The 18,640-nt window shown below is 35.5% G+C and carries 17 protein-coding genes; 9 read left to right on the top strand and 8 right to left on the bottom strand.

Features of this window, described 5'->3' with window-relative positions:
- Nucleotides 1-36 precede the first annotated feature (36 nt).
- Genes BMY21_RS11060 through BMY21_RS11050 form a run of 3 tightly spaced genes read left to right on the top strand, consistent with a single transcriptional unit; the run spans nt 37 to nt 2,252 of the window.
- Nucleotides 37-531: a deoxycytidylate deaminase gene (locus BMY21_RS11060; protein WP_074644130.1), complete on the top strand. Its 495-nt coding sequence runs from the start codon at nt 37-39 to the stop codon at nt 529-531.
- The gene (locus tag BMY21_RS11055; RefSeq protein ID WP_074644128.1) at nt 524-1,429 is read left to right on the top strand and encodes a hypothetical protein; all 906 of its coding nucleotides are present in this window, start codon (nt 524-526) and stop codon (nt 1,427-1,429) included. The genes BMY21_RS11060 and BMY21_RS11055 overlap by 8 nt, the downstream gene beginning before the upstream one ends.
- 40 nt (nt 1,430-1,469) lie before the next feature.
- Entirely contained in the window at nt 1,470-2,252 is a 783-nt protein-coding gene (locus BMY21_RS11050) for an amidohydrolase family protein (RefSeq protein ID WP_074644126.1), read from the top strand.
- Here the strand turns inward: BMY21_RS11050 and mnmA are convergent.
- Nucleotides 2,242-3,420 (bottom strand): tRNA 2-thiouridine(34) synthase MnmA, encoded by a 1,179-nt coding sequence (mnmA, locus tag BMY21_RS11045; RefSeq protein WP_074644125.1) that lies wholly within the window; start codon nt 3,418-3,420, stop codon nt 2,242-2,244. The two genes, BMY21_RS11050 and mnmA, sit on opposite strands and share 11 nt — an antisense overlap.
- Nucleotides 3,421-3,539: 119 nt before the next feature.
- Nucleotides 3,540-4,052 (bottom strand): hypothetical protein, encoded by a 513-nt coding sequence (locus tag BMY21_RS11040; RefSeq protein ID WP_074644122.1) that lies wholly within the window; start codon nt 4,050-4,052, stop codon nt 3,540-3,542.
- A gap of 241 nt (nt 4,053-4,293) precedes the next feature.
- On the opposite strand from BMY21_RS11040, the gene BMY21_RS11035 reads away from it, so the two are divergent.
- The 4 genes from BMY21_RS11035 (at nt 4,294) to BMY21_RS11020 (ending at nt 7,018) form a co-directional block, all read left to right on the top strand.
- Nucleotides 4,294-5,220 (top strand): DHH family phosphoesterase, encoded by a 927-nt coding sequence (locus BMY21_RS11035; RefSeq protein WP_256210403.1) that lies wholly within the window; start codon nt 4,294-4,296, stop codon nt 5,218-5,220.
- 138 nt (nt 5,221-5,358) lie between these two features.
- Nucleotides 5,359-6,060 (top strand): AzlC family ABC transporter permease, encoded by a 702-nt coding sequence (locus tag BMY21_RS11030; protein WP_256210402.1) that lies wholly within the window; start codon nt 5,359-5,361, stop codon nt 6,058-6,060.
- Nucleotides 6,060-6,368, top strand: a complete 309-nt coding sequence (locus tag BMY21_RS11025) for an AzlD domain-containing protein (protein WP_074644117.1) — start codon at nt 6,060-6,062, stop codon at nt 6,366-6,368. Before BMY21_RS11030 ends, BMY21_RS11025 begins: the two co-directional genes overlap by 1 nt.
- A 2-nt stretch (nt 6,369-6,370) precedes the next feature.
- On the top strand, nt 6,371-7,018 hold the full coding sequence (locus BMY21_RS11020) for an HAD family hydrolase (RefSeq protein ID WP_074644114.1): 648 nt from the start codon (nt 6,371-6,373) through the stop codon (nt 7,016-7,018).
- Here BMY21_RS11020 and BMY21_RS11015 read toward each other — a convergent pair.
- Nucleotides 6,996-7,382 (bottom strand): hypothetical protein, encoded by a 387-nt coding sequence (locus tag BMY21_RS11015; protein WP_074644112.1) that lies wholly within the window; start codon nt 7,380-7,382, stop codon nt 6,996-6,998. The genes BMY21_RS11020 and BMY21_RS11015 overlap by 23 nt on opposite strands.
- Nucleotides 7,383-7,540: 158 nt before the next feature.
- Complete coding sequence (locus tag BMY21_RS11010) at nt 7,541-8,668, bottom strand: hypothetical protein (protein WP_074644109.1); 1,128 nt, start codon at nt 8,666-8,668, stop codon at nt 7,541-7,543.
- Between the two features lie 184 nt (nt 8,669-8,852).
- On the opposite strand from BMY21_RS11010, the gene BMY21_RS11005 reads away from it, so the two are divergent.
- Complete coding sequence (locus BMY21_RS11005) at nt 8,853-10,409, top strand: glycoside hydrolase family 43 protein (RefSeq protein WP_218141053.1); 1,557 nt, start codon at nt 8,853-8,855, stop codon at nt 10,407-10,409.
- Nucleotides 10,396-10,896: a GNAT family N-acetyltransferase gene (locus BMY21_RS11000; RefSeq protein WP_256210400.1), complete on the top strand. Its 501-nt coding sequence runs from the start codon at nt 10,396-10,398 to the stop codon at nt 10,894-10,896. The genes BMY21_RS11005 and BMY21_RS11000 overlap by 14 nt, the downstream gene beginning before the upstream one ends.
- Nucleotides 10,897-12,127: 1,231 nt before the next feature.
- Here the strand turns inward: BMY21_RS11000 and gyrA are convergent.
- The 4 genes from gyrA to gyrB all read right to left on the bottom strand — a co-directional run bounded on the left by gyrA (nt 12,128) and on the right by gyrB (nt 18,591).
- Nucleotides 12,128-14,638, bottom strand: coding sequence for a DNA topoisomerase (ATP-hydrolyzing) subunit A (gene gyrA / locus BMY21_RS10995; protein ID WP_074644108.1), 2,511 nt, complete (start codon nt 14,636-14,638; stop codon nt 12,128-12,130).
- Between the two features lie 98 nt (nt 14,639-14,736).
- Complete coding sequence (locus tag BMY21_RS10990) at nt 14,737-15,261, bottom strand: GNAT family N-acetyltransferase (protein ID WP_074644105.1); 525 nt, start codon at nt 15,259-15,261, stop codon at nt 14,737-14,739.
- 16 nt (nt 15,262-15,277) lie between these two features.
- The gene (locus tag BMY21_RS10985; protein ID WP_074644102.1) at nt 15,278-16,564 is read right to left on the bottom strand and encodes a condensation domain-containing protein; all 1,287 of its coding nucleotides are present in this window, start codon (nt 16,562-16,564) and stop codon (nt 15,278-15,280) included.
- A 101-nt stretch (nt 16,565-16,665) separates the two neighbouring features.
- Nucleotides 16,666-18,591, bottom strand: a complete 1,926-nt coding sequence (gene gyrB / locus BMY21_RS10980) for a DNA topoisomerase (ATP-hydrolyzing) subunit B (protein WP_074644100.1) — start codon at nt 18,589-18,591, stop codon at nt 16,666-16,668.
- Nucleotides 18,592-18,640 lie beyond the last annotated feature (49 nt).

Genomic DNA, 18,640 nt, shown 5'->3' with positions numbered 1-18,640 from the left:
TCATTTTTTGGAATAATAGATTACGAGAGGAAAAAAATGGGACAAATTATTCAAAAACGTAATGATTACATTTCCTGGGACGAATATTTTATGGGAGTTGCAAAACTTGCCAGTTTACGTTCTAAGGATCCAAACTCACAGGTTGGTGCCTGCATTGTAGGCCAGGATAATAAAATCCTTTCAATGGGTTATAATGGCTTTCCGCGAGGCTGCTCAGATGATGAATTTCCATGGGCACGCGAAGGCGACACCCTCGATACAAAATACGCTTATGTTACACACAGCGAATTGAACGCCATTCTTAACTATCGTGGCGGTTCTCTTGAAGGCAGTAAAATTTACGTAACACTTTTCCCATGCAATGAATGTGCAAAAGCTATTATTCAGTCTGGAATAAAGACTGTAGTTTATGCAGAAAATAAATATGACGGAACCCCTTCAGTGGAAGCTTCTAAGAAACTAATGAATGCAGCCGGCGTACGTTATTACCAGTATCAACCAACCGGCAAAAAGCTGGAAATCAATGTTTAAAAAGATTTCCAAAACTTATCTTCCTCTCATTGCATTATTTGTCCTCTCTTTATCGTTTCAGAGCTGTAAAACAACTCGTTCCTTAGCAAAAGAAGCTATTGAACCGGGAGCTCCAGAAGAAGCAACATTTATTGTTGCTCATGATGTTGTTTTTCCAGAATGTGAAGGAAGTTTTAAATATATCTTTTTCCGACTCTATAACCCTGCTTATAAAAATCCTTTTTATGTAGCAAATCTTTTGAAAGGTGGCATAAAAATGACAAAAACAGAAGAAGTTCCTGATTTAAGTCATGCTGCTATTAATTTTTCTCTAGATGATAGTTATTATGGTCTGACCCTTGGTGGTGAACACCAGTTTGCCGAAGAAGAATGTGCTATTCCGGAAAATAACAAATATATGAAAAACTGTGATCCAACTAAATCTGAACAGATTACTTACGGATTACGAGTTACCGAAGAAGAATTCGAAAAAACTCAGCAGTTTGTAGAACATTATAAAAACAGTACCGACATTAAATATGCTCCAAGCCTAAATTTTAAGCTGGCCATATTCAGCCTTAAAAGAAAATTCTTTGCGCCAAAAGATCACAAACAGTTTGGAACTCTTATTTATCCTGAAGATGCAAAAAACAAAAAAGTCGACAGAAAGAAAAAGGATGATTATCTGAATGATTTTGTCTGTTCAACTTTTATTGGATACGTACTTTATAATAATGTAGAAAGTGTTTCAAAGTTTTTTGATGAAAACAACATTAAATACGAATATATGAACGTTACTGATATTTCTTTAATTCCAGGTATGACTCCACTCTTTTACTCAAACTGGGATAATTATCTGGAAGCTGCAAATGCCTTTGTAGAGGAATATCCGGAATTTAAGGAATACTTAAGTAATTAAATTTGACTAAAGTTTATTAAAACAGTATTCTTTTCCCGTTATGATTATTGATTTCCATTGTCACATTTATCCTGCAAAAATCGCTGAAAAAGCTTCTAAAAGCGTCGGCGATTTTTACAACTATCCAATGAAATATCATGGAAGCCCTGAAGAACTTCTTGAAAGCGGTTCTAAAATCGGTGTTTCTAAATATGTAGTTTTACCGGTTGCAACAAAGGCAATGCAGGTTGAGCCTTCAAATAATTTCATTATTGAACAATGTGAAGAACATCCGGAATTTATTGGCTTTGGAACAATGCATCCTGATTATGATAATTACGAAGCAGAATTACACAGAATTAAGGCAGCTGGCCTTCGTGGTGTTAAACTTCATTCTGATTTCCAGATGTTCCAGATTGATGCAGCACGTATGGATTCTGTTTATGATATTATGACTGATCTTGAATTACCACTTATTATACATGCTGGTGATAAACGTTATGATTTTTCTGGTCCTCAGCGCATCTTAAATCTTCATAAAAAACATCCAAAACTCACACTGATTGCAGCTCACTTTGGCGGCTATTCTGAATGGGATAAATCAATGGAATATCTTGCTGGTGAAGATGTTTATTTTGACACCTCAAGTACTCTTGAATGGCTTCCAGTTGAAAAAGCAAATGAAATGATTCGCGCACATGGAGTTGAAAAATTCCTGTTTGGTTCTGATTTCCCAATGTGGGATCATGAAGGAGAACTCGAACGCTTCAACCGTCTTGATTTGACGGAAGAAGAACGCGATATGATTTTCCACAAGAACGCAGAAAAATTACTTAAACTGTAAAAGCCTTATAAATTACACCGCCACCGACAATTACACCGTCTTTATACAGAACGGCAGATTGTCCAGGCGCAACTGCTCTTTGTGGCTCTGCAAAAGTAATCTTCCATGGCCGTCCGCGATACTTAGCTGCTTCTTCAGCATCACAAGTATAACGCTCAATACGGGCTGCAGCAGGCTTACTTGCCAGTCTGATTTTTACCATTACATCAATAGGTTCAGAAGGTTCTACACCAGCCGGCCATACAAAATCATCTGCAATTAAAGCATTTGAATTGAGAGCTTCGTTTGGAGCTAAAACTACCAGATTATTCTTAGCATCAATTGAATGTACATAAACAGGATAATTAACAGCTACACCAAGACCACGGCGCTGTCCAACAGTGTAATGTTCAATTCCTCTGTGTTTACCAAGAACATGACCATCAAGATCAATAATATCACCCGGTACAGAAGGCTTATCAGCAAACAGTACATCAAAATACTCTTCACCAATAAAATCCTGGCTTTCTTCACGATTTGCAGCTTCAAGCCCGGCTTCTTTTGCAAGAGCAAAAACATCAGCCTTTTTCATAGCTGCTAAAGGAAAACGTACTTTTTCCAGTGTTTCAGAAGGCACACGATACAAAAAGTATGTCTGATCTTTTGAAACATCTTCAGCCCCGGCAATCATACAAGGCCTTTTATCAGAACCAAAAACTCCTGTTTCCGGACGAACAATTTTCGCATAATGCCCGGTACAGAAATAATCATATTTGATTCCAAGCTTTTCAATTCCTGCAAGAAGTGCACCGAATTTAATCAGCATATTGCAGCGGATACAAGGATTAGGTGTTCTTCCATTTCGATATTCGTTTTTGAAGTATTCAAGAATCTCGTTTTTGTAAGTTTCTTTTACATCGATTACATGATATTCGATTCCATGTGCTTCACAAAAACGTTTACATTCTTCAATGTTCTCTTCTTCACCAGGTCCAAAACAAGCTTCCCGAGTTTTTGTTCCTGTATGAATTTCCGGGAGGCTTCCATCCCAAAGCGACATAGTTGCGCCTATAACCTTACATCCTCTCTGTAAAAGAAGAAGTGCTGTAAGTGTGGAATCAACTCCACCAGACATTCCTACAACTACTGTGTCGCCCGCCTTAGGCATTTCCTGCATTTCGTATTTCATATTGCCTACTATACCACAAGGTAGAAGGTTAGAAAAGTAATTTAACTTTATTATATAAAAAGGATTGCCAGTTAGAAGCTGATTTCTTACTGACAATCCCGACAAGTGTCCTTAAATTATTATTTTACAAATTTGATTGAAGTAACTTCTATGTACTTTACAGCTGCAGAAGAATTCTGTACTACAAGTGCTTTAGCTGATGTCGAAGCTAAATTTTCTGTATTAATTGGATCCCAGTTCTGCATACCAAGATTATACTGTGTCTTAATTGCATTAGCCTGCCAATCTCCGGCTGGATCATCAAGTACAATAAACTGTCCTAATCCCCAATCTGCAGTGATTTCTGTATTATCCGCATCATAGAATTTTGCTTTAACTTCAAGTTTTGAATAACCTGATACATCTACAGTTCTTCCAAAATCAATTACAAATCCACCATAAGCAGCAGCAAATGCATTAGCATTCTTTACTGTCTTTCCGGTAAGATCAATTACACCATCCCACTCTACTGTCTGTTCTCCACCATTGTCTATAGGAGCTTCAATAGATTCATTACTTCCGTTAGAGCATCCAACGAATACCATAGCCAGGAGCAAAGAAATTACTCCAATATGCAATCTAAACTTTTTCATTTTTTTAATCCTCCTAAATGAAAACTTTAATTTATGAGTTTATTATTATTTCCATCCCTAAAAAATTTCAAATGAAATTTATGGTTTTCAAGGGAAGATACGGAAACCCTCTTATGTTTTACACGATTTAATTGCATACAGTAAGATAAATCCCCTATGCATTTTTTAAATTTTTAAATATCTTTTTTGGAATTTGTCTGTTAAAATATAAATGAATATTTATATTTCGAGGGTTAACTATATGGGTATGAGACTTGTAACACGTTCAGATTTTGACGGATTAGCTTGTGGTGCATTACTCCTTGAAGCAGGAATTATTGATCACTGGAAGTTCGCACATCCAAAAGATTTGCAGGACGGACTTATTCCAATCGACAGCAATGACTGTCTTGCTAACGTTCCTTTTGTAGAAGGCTGTGGTCTCTGGTTTGACCATCATTCAAGTGAATTTGAACGAAATCAGCTTGAAGGAAAATATAAGGGAGAAAGCCGCATTACTCCTTCTTGTGCCCGAATTATTTATGAATATTATGGCGGAAAAGAAAAGTTCCCTAATTTCGATGATATCATGGTTGCAGTAGACAAAGTAGACTCAGGTAATCTTACAATTGACGAAATTCAAAATCCTAAAGGCTGGATTCTGGTAGGATTCCTGATGGACCCAAGAACAGGACTTGGACGCTGGCGTGAATTCACAGTTTCTAACTATCAGCTGATGGAAAAACTTATGGTTGCCTGCCGCGATAAATCTACCGAAGAAATTCTTGCAATACCAGACGTAAAGGAACGCATTGAAGTTTATAACGAGCAGACAGAAAAATTCAAAGAAATGGTAAAAGCTCACACTGTTGTTGATGGAAACCTGATTATTTCAGATTTGCGTGGTGTAGATCCTATTTATACCGGGAATCGCTTTATGATTTACAGTATGTATCCTGATCAGAATATTTCTGCATGGATTGTAAGCGGCCGTGGTGGTCAAGGCTGTTCTGCAGCAGTCGGATACAGTATTCTGAACAAAACAAGCAAAGTTAACGTTGGAAGCCTTATGCTTAAATATGGCGGAGGCGGACACGAAAAAGTTGGAACCTGTCAGTTTACTAATGAAAATATGGAAACTGAACTTCCTAAAATGCTTGCCGAATTGAAGGAAATGGCAAACGCTTAGAATTTGGCAAAAGATTAAATAATTGATACAATTAATGGGCTGTCTGAAAAGACAGCCCATTTTCGTCATTGCAAAACGCAATACAATATGTCATTGCGAGGAGCGCAGCGACGAAGCAATCCATTTTGTGGTGGGATTATGAAAAATAAAGTTTTTCTTGAAGGAATGCGCGATGGTGTGCCGATTGGATTAGGTTATTTTGCAGTAGCCTTTTCTCTTGGAATAGTGGCAAGAAATGCCGGTCTCACACCAATTCAGGGTTTTATTGCAAGCTTTTTCTGTGTAGCTTCAGCCGGTGAATATGCACTGTTCACCTCAATTCAAGCTTCAGCAGCCTTCTTAGAAATTGCTTTAATCACACTTGTAGTAAATGCCCGCTATCTGCTTATGAGCACCGCTCTTACACAGCGTTTTGACCCAAAAACACCGTTAATTCATCGATTTTTAATAGGTTTTGGCATAACAGACGAAATATTTGGAATAACAATCGCACGTCCAGGATATATCAATCCTGTTTACAATTATGGTGCTTTATTAGTTGCAATTCCACTCTGGAGCCTTGGAACATCACTGGGAATCATAGCAGGAAACTTTTTACCTGCCCGCGTTGTAAGTGCTCTCTCTGTAGCCCTTTACGGTATGTTCCTTGCAATTATCGTACCACCAGCAAAGAAGAACATTGTAATAATGATTTCTGTACTTATAAGCTTTGCTGCAAGCTATGCTTTCTCGATTATTCCTGTTGTCAAAGAGCTTTCTGGAGGCACAAGAACTATCATTCTTACTGTAGTGATTTCTTCGATTGTTGCACTTGTTAAGCCAATTCCGGAGGATGAATAATGTCTCTTTACATATATATTTCAATTTTTACTGCATTTATTGTTTCATATCTGATTCGTGTACTTCCACTTACCCTGATTCGTAAACCAATAAAAAACCGCTTTATCCGATCGTTTTTATATTATGTGCCATATATTACACTTGCAGTAATGACATTCCCTGCTATTGTTGAAGCAACTCAATCTCCTGTTGCAGGAATTATTGCACTTGTAATTGGTATCTTACTTTCATATTTTGGAGCTGGACTTTTTCCTGTAGCCTGTGCCTGCTGTGTGGTAGTTTTTGCAGCAGAATTTTTTCTTGTTTAATTATGTTTGATTATATTTTTTTTGATTTAGATGGAACCCTCACAGATCCTGCTTTGGGAATCACAAATTCATTTATACATGCTCTTAAATATTTTGGTATTGAAATTCCTTCTTATGAAAAACTTTGTTCATTTATTGGACCTCCACTTCCAGAAACTTTCAAAACACAGTTTGGATTTTCAGAAGAAAAAGCATCTGAAGGCGTAAAAAAATATCGCGAATATTTTGCTGAAAAAGGACTTCTTGAAAATTCAGTTTATCCTGGAATTCCTGAATTACTTGCAGAACTTAAAAATAAAGGTAAAAAACTCGTTGTTGCAACCTCTAAACCAGAAGAATACTCTGTACGCATTATAGAGCATTTTGGTCTTTCAAAGTATTTTGAAAATATCTGTGGAAGTAAAATGGACGAAACCCGCAGTAAAAAAGATGAAGTTATAGCGTACGCCATCGAACGAAATAATATTTCAGATAAATCAAAAATTCTAATGGTTGGAGACCGGAAGCACGATATTCTGGGCGCAAAAAAAGTCGGCATTAAATCCTGCGGAGTTCTTTTTGGTTATGGAAGCCTTGAAGAACTTAATGCCGCTGGTGCCGACTTTATTGCAGAAAATGTTTCACAACTTACAAATATCTGTGTGTTTTAGAACAAATAAACAAAGCATGGGAATCAAATCCTCTTTTTGACACATCAATATCTTCATTTAGAAATTCAATTGGTAAAAAGATATTTGTAATTCCATCATGTTTAATTACTTCAAAATTTTCATTCTGAAGATAATACAGTATTCGCTCTTTACATGGAATTGTAAATAAGTTTTTATAGCTATTGTTTGATTTGTAACTATAAACAAAAGTACCAATCAGGTTTTCATATTTTTCAGGTGCTTGAATAATTTTGTAATACTTGTTGCTCTGATAATCCTTCTCTTCAAGCTTCCAGTTATTTGAAAAAGCAGATGAACCCAATCCAACCAACATTAAAAGAAATAAAATTTTTTTAATATTCATTTTTTTAATCCTTTTTATGATACTTTTATAATAATCCATCATTAGTAAGTTTACAAGATGATAACGAAATATTATTTTTTAAAATAGTACTATAGTCATAAAAAGGTTAAACTACTAAATATTTGATATGACCTTGGTCATAACTACTAACTGTTAGTTTATTGAAAGGTAATTCCAGTCACATCTACTCCAAGCCCTGTAAGCACAGAAGCCATAGTTTCTGTAGTTGCCCAAATGTCTGGTTCATATCCCTTTCCTTCGCCAAGATAGTTCTTTGGAAGAATTTTTCCTAAGTATTTTGAGCCAAAGGAAATTTCAATATTAAGGTCATCATTTTTAATAGTATTAGAACGATCATAATTCTGCATACCACCTGAATGAGTTCCAACAAGCAATGTCTTAAATTGTGATTTCTCATTACCAAAAATAGACCAGACCTCTCCTGAACTAGTACTCCAGTTATCCTGTAAAACAATTACAGTACCTTTATATTTTTCAAGATTTAAAATTTTTTGCAATTTTTCTTGAACATAATTTGAACCACCATAATTCGATCTTGCATCAAGAATAATAAATTCTTTATTTCTACCTATTACTCCAACTGCTTCTAAATTTGTAAAATAATTTGCATTAGCTTCTACACAACTTGTAAATCTTACATAATATGCATTTGATGTTTCTTGTTCAAAATATATATCACGCTGATCCTTACTTTTTTTACATCCTTCATCATAGGCTGTTTCCTGATAATACGTAAACTCTCGTATTTTCATATCAAAGTGACAGTCTTCCATGTATTTATCAAATAATGCTTTTAGTTCGGAAGTATTTTTTATTTTATTAAATTTCTTTTTATTTAAGCCTCGTTTCTTCATATCAGAAAATCCAACATATTTAGAACTTAAATTTTCCCAAATATATGACAGATCTTCTTTTGAAACAGAAATGTCTGCACATAAAACTTCCGGAAAATATTTTTCAATAAAAGATTTAGAAAGAAAAGTGGAATCTATACCATCCATTTTGTCTATTACAAAATCTTCATTTTCAAGAAATTCTATAACCCCTGATTTACAGGAAGAATTAAATGCATTTCCAAAATCTCCATGTCTATGAGATGTCACGGCCACTACTGAAGAACCTATTAAATTTTCATATTTTTCTGGGGCCTTTGTTACAATATAATATACATATAAATCATATGGATATTCCTGAACATCCCAACCATTAGCAAAAAGAATTGAACCTAAAATTAACAATGTGATAATCAAACTTTTTCTTTTCATATCATTCTCCTTAGAAAATTTATGTATACTAATAATAAACTAACGATAGTAAGTTTACAAGGTTTTTATTTAACAGTATTCTATAAAAAGAAACATGAAACTTTTTCATAAAAACTACCGATTGTTAATTACAACAGTCGGAATTATTCTGCTATCAATACTACCACTCGTAAGGAACAGAAAAATGAATATCAAAAAAACTACAACTTTAGAAACTACCGAAAGTCAGGTTATGAAAACAGCTTCCTCGTATATTATCCCAGCAGATTTCCCGGATCCGGATATCATCCGTGTAGACGACACCTATTACATGGTAAGCACAACAATGCACTATATGCCGGGCTGCGTAATTCTACGCTCATATAATCTTGTAGACTGGGAGCATGCAGCATATGTATTTGACGAACTTGAACCGACTCCAGGACAAACCCTAAAGGATAATAAAGGTGTTTACGGAAAGGGTATGTGGGCCGCCTGCCTTCGTTACCACAACGGCAAATTCTATATCACTTTTGTTGCAAACGATACTCACAAGACATATTTGTATACAGCAGATAAAATCGAAGGCCCGTGGCATAAATCTGAAATAAGCGGCTTTTATCATGATATGTCGCTGCTATTTGATGAGGATGGAAAAATCTACTGTGTAAGTGGAAATATGAACATAAATCTTACCGAAATGAAGGAAGATCTGAGTGGACCTAAAATCGGTGGAATTAACAAAACAATCATTCGAGATAACCCTGAAAATGTCATTTTAGGCTACGAAGGAAGCCATATTTATAAGATAAACGGAAAATACTACATCTTCTTTATTCACATGCCAAAAGGCAAAATGCGTACCGAAGCCTGCTTTGTTTCTGATAAAATTGAAGGTCCTTACACAGGAAAAGATGTTTTATGTTCAGATCTAGCAGACTGGAACAGTGGAGTTGCTCAGGGCGGTATTGTCCAGGCTAACAACGGAAACTGGTATGGAATTCTGTTTCAAGACCACGGAGCTTTAGGAAGAATCCCGGTTTTAGTACCTGTAAAGTTTGTTGATGATTTTCCTGTGTTTGGAGCGGCCGGATTTGCACCACGACAGATAAATGTTCCGGATAATCGACCAGACTATGAATACAAAGAACTTTATAGTAATGATTTTACGAATCCAGCCTGGCAATGGAATCATATTCCAAACAAAGAACTTGTAAACGTTGTACCTTCTGTTTTCAGTGTAAAAACTGATAAAACCTGTATAAATGTTACAAAAGCTGCAAACACTTTAACTCAACGAACTTTTACAGAAAACTGCTATGGAAATGTAACTTTAGATGCAGCTAAACTTAATGATGGAGATATTGCAGGGTTATGTGCTCTTGAAGGTGAATATGGATTTATTGGAATTACAAAGAAAGAAGGAAAACTTAAGCTTATTGTAGCAGAACACAAGATTCCATATACGCCATGGAGTATGGGTGTTTATGATGATGAAGAACCTGTGATTACCACAGAAAAAGATTTAGATTCGTCTGAAATAACCCTAAAAGCCACATTCTGTCTTGAACATACAAAAGAAAACGTACAATTCAGTTATTATGATAAAGATACCCAAAATTATGTAGATTTTGGAGAACCGGTAAAACTTCGCTATACTCTGGATCAGTTTGTAGGCGTACGTTTTGCATTATTCTGTTATTCCACTAAAAAAGCCGGTGGAAGCGCTATATTTAAGGATTTTGAAATTGGAATACTATAAAGCACAATTAAATCAACTGGATGAAATATATTCTCTATACTCTAACGCTATAAATACAATGGAAACTGCAGGTATTCATCAATGGGATGAAATATATCCAGATAAACAGATTTTAGCTGAAGATATAGAAAAACAGCAGATGTATGTTGGAATTAAAGACCAGAAAATCGCAGTTTGCTTTGTTTTAAGCGAAGAATGTGATGAAGAATATATAAATGGTAAATGGAACTGGCCAGATGCAAAGTTTAATGTAATACATCGTCTTTGTGTAAATCCAGCGTTTCAGAACCAGGGAATTGCAGCTAAAACACTCAAATATATTGAAAATCTATGTAAATCAGAAGGATATGAATCTATCCGCCTGGATTGCTATACTTTGAACCCTTATTCTCAAAAACTCTATAATAAAGCCGGATATTCTGTTACTGGTTACGCAGACTGGAGAAAAGGACGCTTTGAACTGAGAGAAAAGAGACTTTCTGAATAAATAAGTCTTATTTACACAAAATACATAATTATTCAAATAATTATATTTCTGGCATTTAGATATTTTAATAAAGATATCTAAATGCCAATTTTTTTAATATTTAATTATTTTATTCTTAAATCCAGATATCTTTGAACAAAAAACCTGAATAATCCTGAAATATGGATATATTTTCATAAACCTATTTTATTTCCAATACTTCTGTAAAACATTACTCTTTTTCGGATAATAATTAAAATAAACAACCGAACATTCATTATTTTTAATGAATTACGACCGTTTATTAGTTTTTAAACCTAACGAACGGTCATAAACCACTTTTTGTTTCACATGAAACATATATAAGCTATTTATAGGATTTTATTTGTTATACCAGCCATAATGGGATGTTTCACATGAAACATTACTAAATCTATTATCTAACCTTTCGTGTATAATCAGCTATTATATTTTATAAGATTTACCAGTTTTTTCAGAGATCTAGAATAATATGTTTCACATGAAACAATCTATTAATCTATTTATGTGATAATTCAATTATATTATTAAATATGTCTAAAGATACAATATATTATTTTATAATGATTTCGATATATTTTTTATTTTGAGAATTAATCAATTTAAAGGATTGTTTCACATGAAACACTGATCTAACATTGAATAATCTTTTTATTCATTGGGTATCAATGTTCTACGTGAAACTTAAAATACTACTCCCCTACCCTACTCTGATTTTATAAAATAATTGATATTTGTTATTCTGGTGTTTCACATGAAACACTTTTAAATATTTATTTATCTTTTTCCTAAGTAAAGAAATTTCTAAGCAAATAGAAATATAAAGGATTCTTATATTGATAAGTAATAATACTAAGCGGTTGTTCAAACTCTAGTCATTAACTTTTTACTAAAAAATGTTTCACATGAAACTTATCCACATACCCACAGACTTATCCACAATTTTTTAAAAATGTGGATAACTTGTTGATAATGTGGATAACTTATATTTATGTTTTTTCACGTGAAACAAAAACGGCTGACCAGAATTATTGGTCAGCCGTTTGCCTGATGTATATATATTTTCACCCTAGAACTAAAACTTTCTGATATTAGCTCATACCCTTGTAATAATTATTAAACAAAAAAATCATTTTGTCAATAATAAAAAATATTTTTCTAACTAACGATTGTTAGGTATCTAAACTAACTTTCGTTTGTTAGATATCTTTAATTAGTCTTCGTCAGCCTGAACTTTATCAAGACCCACAATGAAGTCTGGTTCAGTAACACGAACAACGTTTACACCAGAAGCTCCTGTTCCCTGTTCCTTAATGTCTGTTGCCTTAAAGCGCAGTGTCTTACCCTGGCTGGTCATACATACAACTTCATCTTTATCTTTAACGTTGATGGCACCGATGATTTCACCCTTAGATTCAGTGTTACCAAAGATTCTCTGTCCACCTGTTCCACGTCCATGAACTGAATACAGGTCGAATGAAATTCTCTTTCCAACACCCTTTTCTGTAAGAAGAATCATATTTGCATCTGGTTCAACTTTTACAGCTGCAGCGATCTCATCACCTTCAGAAAGCTTCATTCCCTTAATACCGCAGCTTGCACGTCCCATCAGACGAACAGAATCTTCTGTGATACGGAGGGCCTTACCACGGCGAGAAATCAACATAACTTCAGAATTACCTGTTGTTGGAATTGCACTGATAAGCTTATCGTTATCATTAAGTTTAATACCGATGATACCGCGTGTTTTAGCATTCTGGAATTCTGTAGAACGAACCTTCTTAACAACACCCTGTGAAGTTGTCATGAACAGGAACAGATCTTCTGAGAACTCTTTGAGTGAAACTACAGTTGTAATTTCCTCATCCGGTCCAACCTGAAGAAGTCCCTTGATATGAGCACCACGGGCAGCCTTTTCACTTTCCGGAATCTCATGAATCTTCATCCAGTAAGCACGGCCTAAGTTAGTTATGAATAACAGATGTTCCTTTGTAGAACCGATGAACAACTGATTAACGTAGTCATCATCAATAAGGTTGGTACCGTTACTTCCGGTTCCTCCCCTACCCTGCTTTTTGTATTTATCAGCTGGAACACGCTTGATGTAACCCATACGGGAAATCATAACAACCATGTCCTCATCTTTAATCATGTCTTCAACATTGATCTGTTCAACTTCGCTTGCAACGATTTCTGTACGGCGGTCATCACCATACTTTTCTGCAAGGCTGCGAGTCTCGTCTTTGATAAGTCCAAGAATCTTGTTGTGATCAGCAAGAAGTCCTTCGAGGTAATCAATGAGTGCCTGAAGTTCTTTAATCTCTTTCTGAAGATCTTCGATAAGCAGATGTGTGAGGCGCTTGAGCTGCATATCAACAATTGCCTGTGCCTGCTCATCATCAAAATTGAATCTCTTCTCGAGTTTAAGTTTTGCATCCTCTGTATTTTCAGAGCTCTTGATAATCTGGATAACTTCATCAATGTTATTGATTGCAGTAATCAGAGCTTCCAAAATGTGCATGCGGTGTTTTGCAACTTTTAAATCATAAATTGTACGGCGTGTAATAACTTCGTCGCGGTGATTTACAAAGTGCTGGATAAGCTGCTTGAGTGTAAGAACTTCCGGTTTAAGATAAGTTGGAGGCAATGTAAGCATGCCAGGCTCATCATAGCGTGGAGCTCCTTCTTTTACCTGTGGAACAAGTGCAAGATTGATTACACCAAAGTTTGACTGCAAATCAGTTTTAGCAAAAAGCTGATTCAAAACGATCTTTGTAATTGCTCCTTTTTTAAGATCAACTACAAGGCGCATACCTGAACGGTCTGAAGATTCATCGTTTGCATTTACAACACCGTCGATCTGCTTATCGCGAACAAGCTCTTTGATACGACGGATAATATTTGTTGTATTTACGCCATAAGGAACTTCTGTAAATACGATTGATTCCTTTCCGCGTTTATCAGTTTCAATTGTGAACTTTGAACGGATAACAATTTTACCGCGTCCTGTTGTATATGCTTTTTTGATTCCAGCTGTACCGTAAATAATACCGCCGGTCGGGAAGTCTGGTCCCTTAATATAATGCATGAGTTCTTCAACAGAAATCTCAGTATTATCGATGTAAGCACAAATTGCATCTGCTACTTCACGGAGATTATGTGTCGGCATGTTTGTTGCCATACCAACGGCAATACCAGTTGTACCGTTACAAAGAAGGAATGGGAACTTTGAAGGAAGAACTGCAGGTTCGTCGCAGGTATCATCAAAGTTGCGAATCATGTCGACGGTGTTCTTGTTGATGTCGCTTGTCATCTCTTCGGTGATCTTCGACATCTTAGCCTCAGTGTATCGGTAAGCGGCCGGAGGGTCACCGGCGATTGTACCGAAGTTTCCCTGTGGAGTTACTGTTGTATATCTCTGAGCAAAATCCTGTCCAAGACGAACAAGAGCATCATATACAGAAGCATCTCCATGTGGATGGTAGTGTCCCAAAACTTCACCAACGATGGTAGCACATTTTTTTGTCTTTCCACCGCTTGCAAGATGAAGAGTATCCATAGCGTACATAATACGTCTATGTACAGGCTTAAGACCATCACGAACGTCAGGCAAAGCACGCTGAACAATTACAGACATTGAGTAGTCAATATAAGCCTGCTTAACTTCATCCTCAATCGGGATTTTAATGAGAGAGCCACCTTCGGCAGTTTTGATTTCTTCCATCGTCTTCTCCAATGAAGTAACTTAAATAATCGTACAATTATAGCATTTTTTTAAGTTTTAGTCTTTAATTGCCATAACTAATGAGTGGTAGTTATGATTTATAATACTTTTCTGTATAATTTGGCCTTAAAAGTCTGGCTACCGTCGAGTTTTGAATATTCAGCATCCTGATAATAAGACATACCGAGTTTTTCCATTACACGACGAGAGCCATAATTGTCTACACAGAATTCTCCATCAATAATTTTGATATCAAATTTGCTTCGACCGTATTCAATTATTTTTTCCATTGCTTCAACTGTAAGACCTTTCTTCCAGTAATCACATACAAGGTTATAACCTATTCTCCAGGTGTCTATATCTTCATGATAGTACATTCCACCACTTCCAATCAGCTCGCCTGTTTCTTTGTAAACAAATCCATAATCTATGTTCTTTTCATTTTCATAAAGATGAGACAACCATTCACGACCATCTTCAGGACTTTTATAAAGAGGATAGATCATGAATTTGTTTACTCTAGGATCACCTGTCCATTTAAAAACTGCATTTAAATCATCTACAGAAAGAGGACGTAAGATTAAACGAGAAGTTTCTAATACAGGTAATTCTACTTTTTTCATTTGTTACTCCAGAATTTTATGCAAGATGTTTTATCTGATCTTCAATATTTTTTAACATTGATTCATAATCAAATGCTGCATCTTTATTATATTCCATTACGATATTCATTATTCCATTAACAGTAATTACACATAAGCTGCAATCAAAATTAGTCTGCATTGGTGAAGAAACTTCCATTTCTTCTACTTTTACTTTACTTGTCTCAGAAAAAGTAGCTCTTCCTATGTTACTAATTAAGAAAGGACGTCTTTTTGTTGAAAATATTGCATTATATTTTGCAGCAATTTCATTTTTGTAACATCCAGTTGATTCAAAACATATTGCGTCATATAAGCTTGCATCAAGCAAATTATTCATTGCCCAAGAAAAAATAATATTTTTTTTATCCTGCAAAATAGCATGTACGTTTTTATGAATAGAAGTTGCATTTTCCCAGAAGGTTTTTGTCTCATCATAGAAAGTATCTACACCAAATCCACCTGAATAATTGCCCATTCCTTCTCTCATTTCAGGTAAGCCATCTGCAACAACAGTTAGCTTTTCATTACGGGCAAAAACTTTTGCTGCAGTTGTCATTAAAATACTGTTGATACTTACTTTATACTTTTTACTTATGCTGACCAATTTTGTCATTTCTTTTTGATCAACCTTCAATGTTTTTACACTTTTTTTATTTTTAGACCAGTATTTATCAAAAATGTTTAAGTAATCTTCGTTTGTAAATATTGTATTATTCTGTTTCCACATTTTATTAAAAGAAACTAAAGTATTTTTAAGAGAATCTGGAAGAGGAATATTATTTTCAATATATTTTTGAGTAACTACATTATGTGGGAAAACTGGTTTATCTTCGTTTTCGAAAGTTCCATTTTCTATTGCATCAAGATTTTTTATAATTTCATCGAACAACATTAAGACTGATTTTCCGTCACCACCTAAGTGATGCTCAATCATTCTTATATTCATATATCCATCTAAATCTTCAATGATAAAGCGAATCATTTCTCCTTTATCAAATCGGAATGGAGTTTTTGACTGTTCGTTAGTTAATGTCTGTAAATCAGTATGATAGTTTCTTACTTCAATACTTGGATTTGCCTTTTCTCCATTATAAATAAAATAAGCTTGTCCATCTGATTTTCTTTCAACACGGCTTCTTAAACTTTCAAATCTGTTTACACTGTAATTAATTGCAGTTTTTAAATTATTAACATCTGTACAGCCTTTGATTTTGACAGATGCAATAATATGCATTGAAAGTCCATCCAGCATTACCCTGTCGTTAGTAATTTTTTTTTCCATGTTTTCATCTCCTTTATATTTTTTAATTGTTTAATTTTAAAATTTAAAATAAATCTAAATTTCGTAAATTGAGGAAATTTTAGATTTGATTTCTTTTTAGATTAAATATCCAAATTAGCGTAGCTTGAGTTTTCTTCGATGAACCGGCGGCGTGGCTCTACTTCTTCACCCATACATACGCTGAATATTTTATCTGCAGCCATTGCATCAGGAATTGTTACAACACGCATCTTACGGTGTGCAGGATCCATTGTTGTTTCCCAAAGCTGCTTACCATCCATTTCACCAAGACCTTTGTAGCGCTGAACATCTGCCTTATCTCTCTGGTCGCCAAGAGCTTCCAGGGCTGCATCGCGTTCTGCATCACTGTAACAATAAACAGGATCTTTCTTACCAAGCTGAACTTTGAACAGCGGAGGCATAGCAAGATATACATAACCGTTTTCAATCAGTTTCGGCATGTAGCGGAAGAAGAAAGTCAAAAGCAATGTACGGATATGTGAACCGTCGACATCGGCATCGGCCATGATAATGATTTTATGATAACGGAGTTTGTCGATATTAAAGTCTTTTCCAAAGCCTGCACCAAGCGAAGCAATTACAGGCTCGAGCTTATCGTTGTTCATTACCTTTTCTGGACGAACTTTTTCAACGTTAAGCATCTTTCCCCAGAGAGGAAGAATAGCCTGAGTTTTAGGGTCTCTACCCTTCTTTGCAGAACCACCCGCAGAGTCTCCCTCGACTATGTATACTTCGCAGAGCTCAGGATTTTTCATTGAACAGTCAGACAATTTTTCTGGAAGACCGAAGCCATCACTCATTGTCTTTTTGCGCATATTGTCTTTTGCCTTTCGGGCTGCAATACGTGCCTTAGCTTCATCAATTGCCTTTTTAAGAATTGATTCAAGCACCTGAGGATTCTGTTCAAAATATATTGTGAGCTTTTCTTTTACAATCTGATCTACAATTGTGCGGACTTCTGTATTACCAAGTTTTTCCTTTGTCTGACCTTCGAATTCAGGCTCAGGAACTTTCATGGAAATTACTGCAGTAAGACCGCTGCTCAAATCTTCATAAGTAAGCTTTTCATCTTTATCAAGATTTTTCTTAAGCTTGTCGTTTCCTTCGAAGAACTTGTTTAAAACAAAACGAACGGCACTACGGAAACCTTCGAGGTGTGTACCACCATCACGGGTATTAATATCGTTAACGAACGTTCGTACGTTTTCAGAATATCCTGAATTGTAATGCATTGAGATTTCTGTAATAACATCATCTCGTTCTTCTTTGATATAAATTGGTTCAGCTGGAACAACAGCCTTACCTTCATCAATTTCTTTTACAAATTCATTGATACCGCCTTCAAACTTAAGAACTTCTTCTTTAGGAGTTTCAAGTCTTTCATCGCGGAAAATAATTACAACGCCACTGTTAAGGAATGCAAGTTCACGAAGACGATCACGGAGAACGTCATAATCATAAGTTGTTGTTTCTGTAAAGATTGTTTTATCAGCCTTCCAGCGGATTGTTGTTCCATGTACATCTGGGCCAACATCGCCAATAACTTCTACTTTTGTTTTTGGCACACCACGTTCATATTTCTGTTGATAGATATGTCCATCACGTTTTACAGTAGCTTCCATCCAGTCTGAAAGAGCATTAACGCAGGATACACCTACACCATGCAAACCACCAGAAACCTTATATGAACCCTTATCGAATTTACCACCGGCATGAAGACGTGTAAGTACAAGCTCAAGAGCGGAAATTTTTTCTGTAGGGTGAATATCAACAGGAATACCACGTCCGTTATCTTCAACGCGGCAAATATCATCTCTCTCCAGAGCGACAACTACAGTATCACAGAAGCCAGCCATAGCTTCATCGATAGAGTTATCTACTGTCTCATAAACAAGGTGATGAAGTCCCCTCGGACCCGTTGAACCAATATACATACCAGGTCTTTTACGAACTGCTTCGAGTCCTTTCAAAACCTGGATGTTACTTGCACCGTAATCAGCTGACATATTTATATCCTTTTGTATGATTTTCTTTTGAAATAAATGTCTAATATAT

The sequence above is a fragment of the Treponema bryantii genome (assembly GCF_900111035.1).
GTDB lineage: Bacteria > Spirochaetota > Spirochaetia > Treponematales > Treponemataceae > Treponema_D > Treponema_D bryantii_C.
Note: the sequence above shows the minus strand (reverse complement) of the source record. Positions and strands in the feature narration are given on the sequence as shown.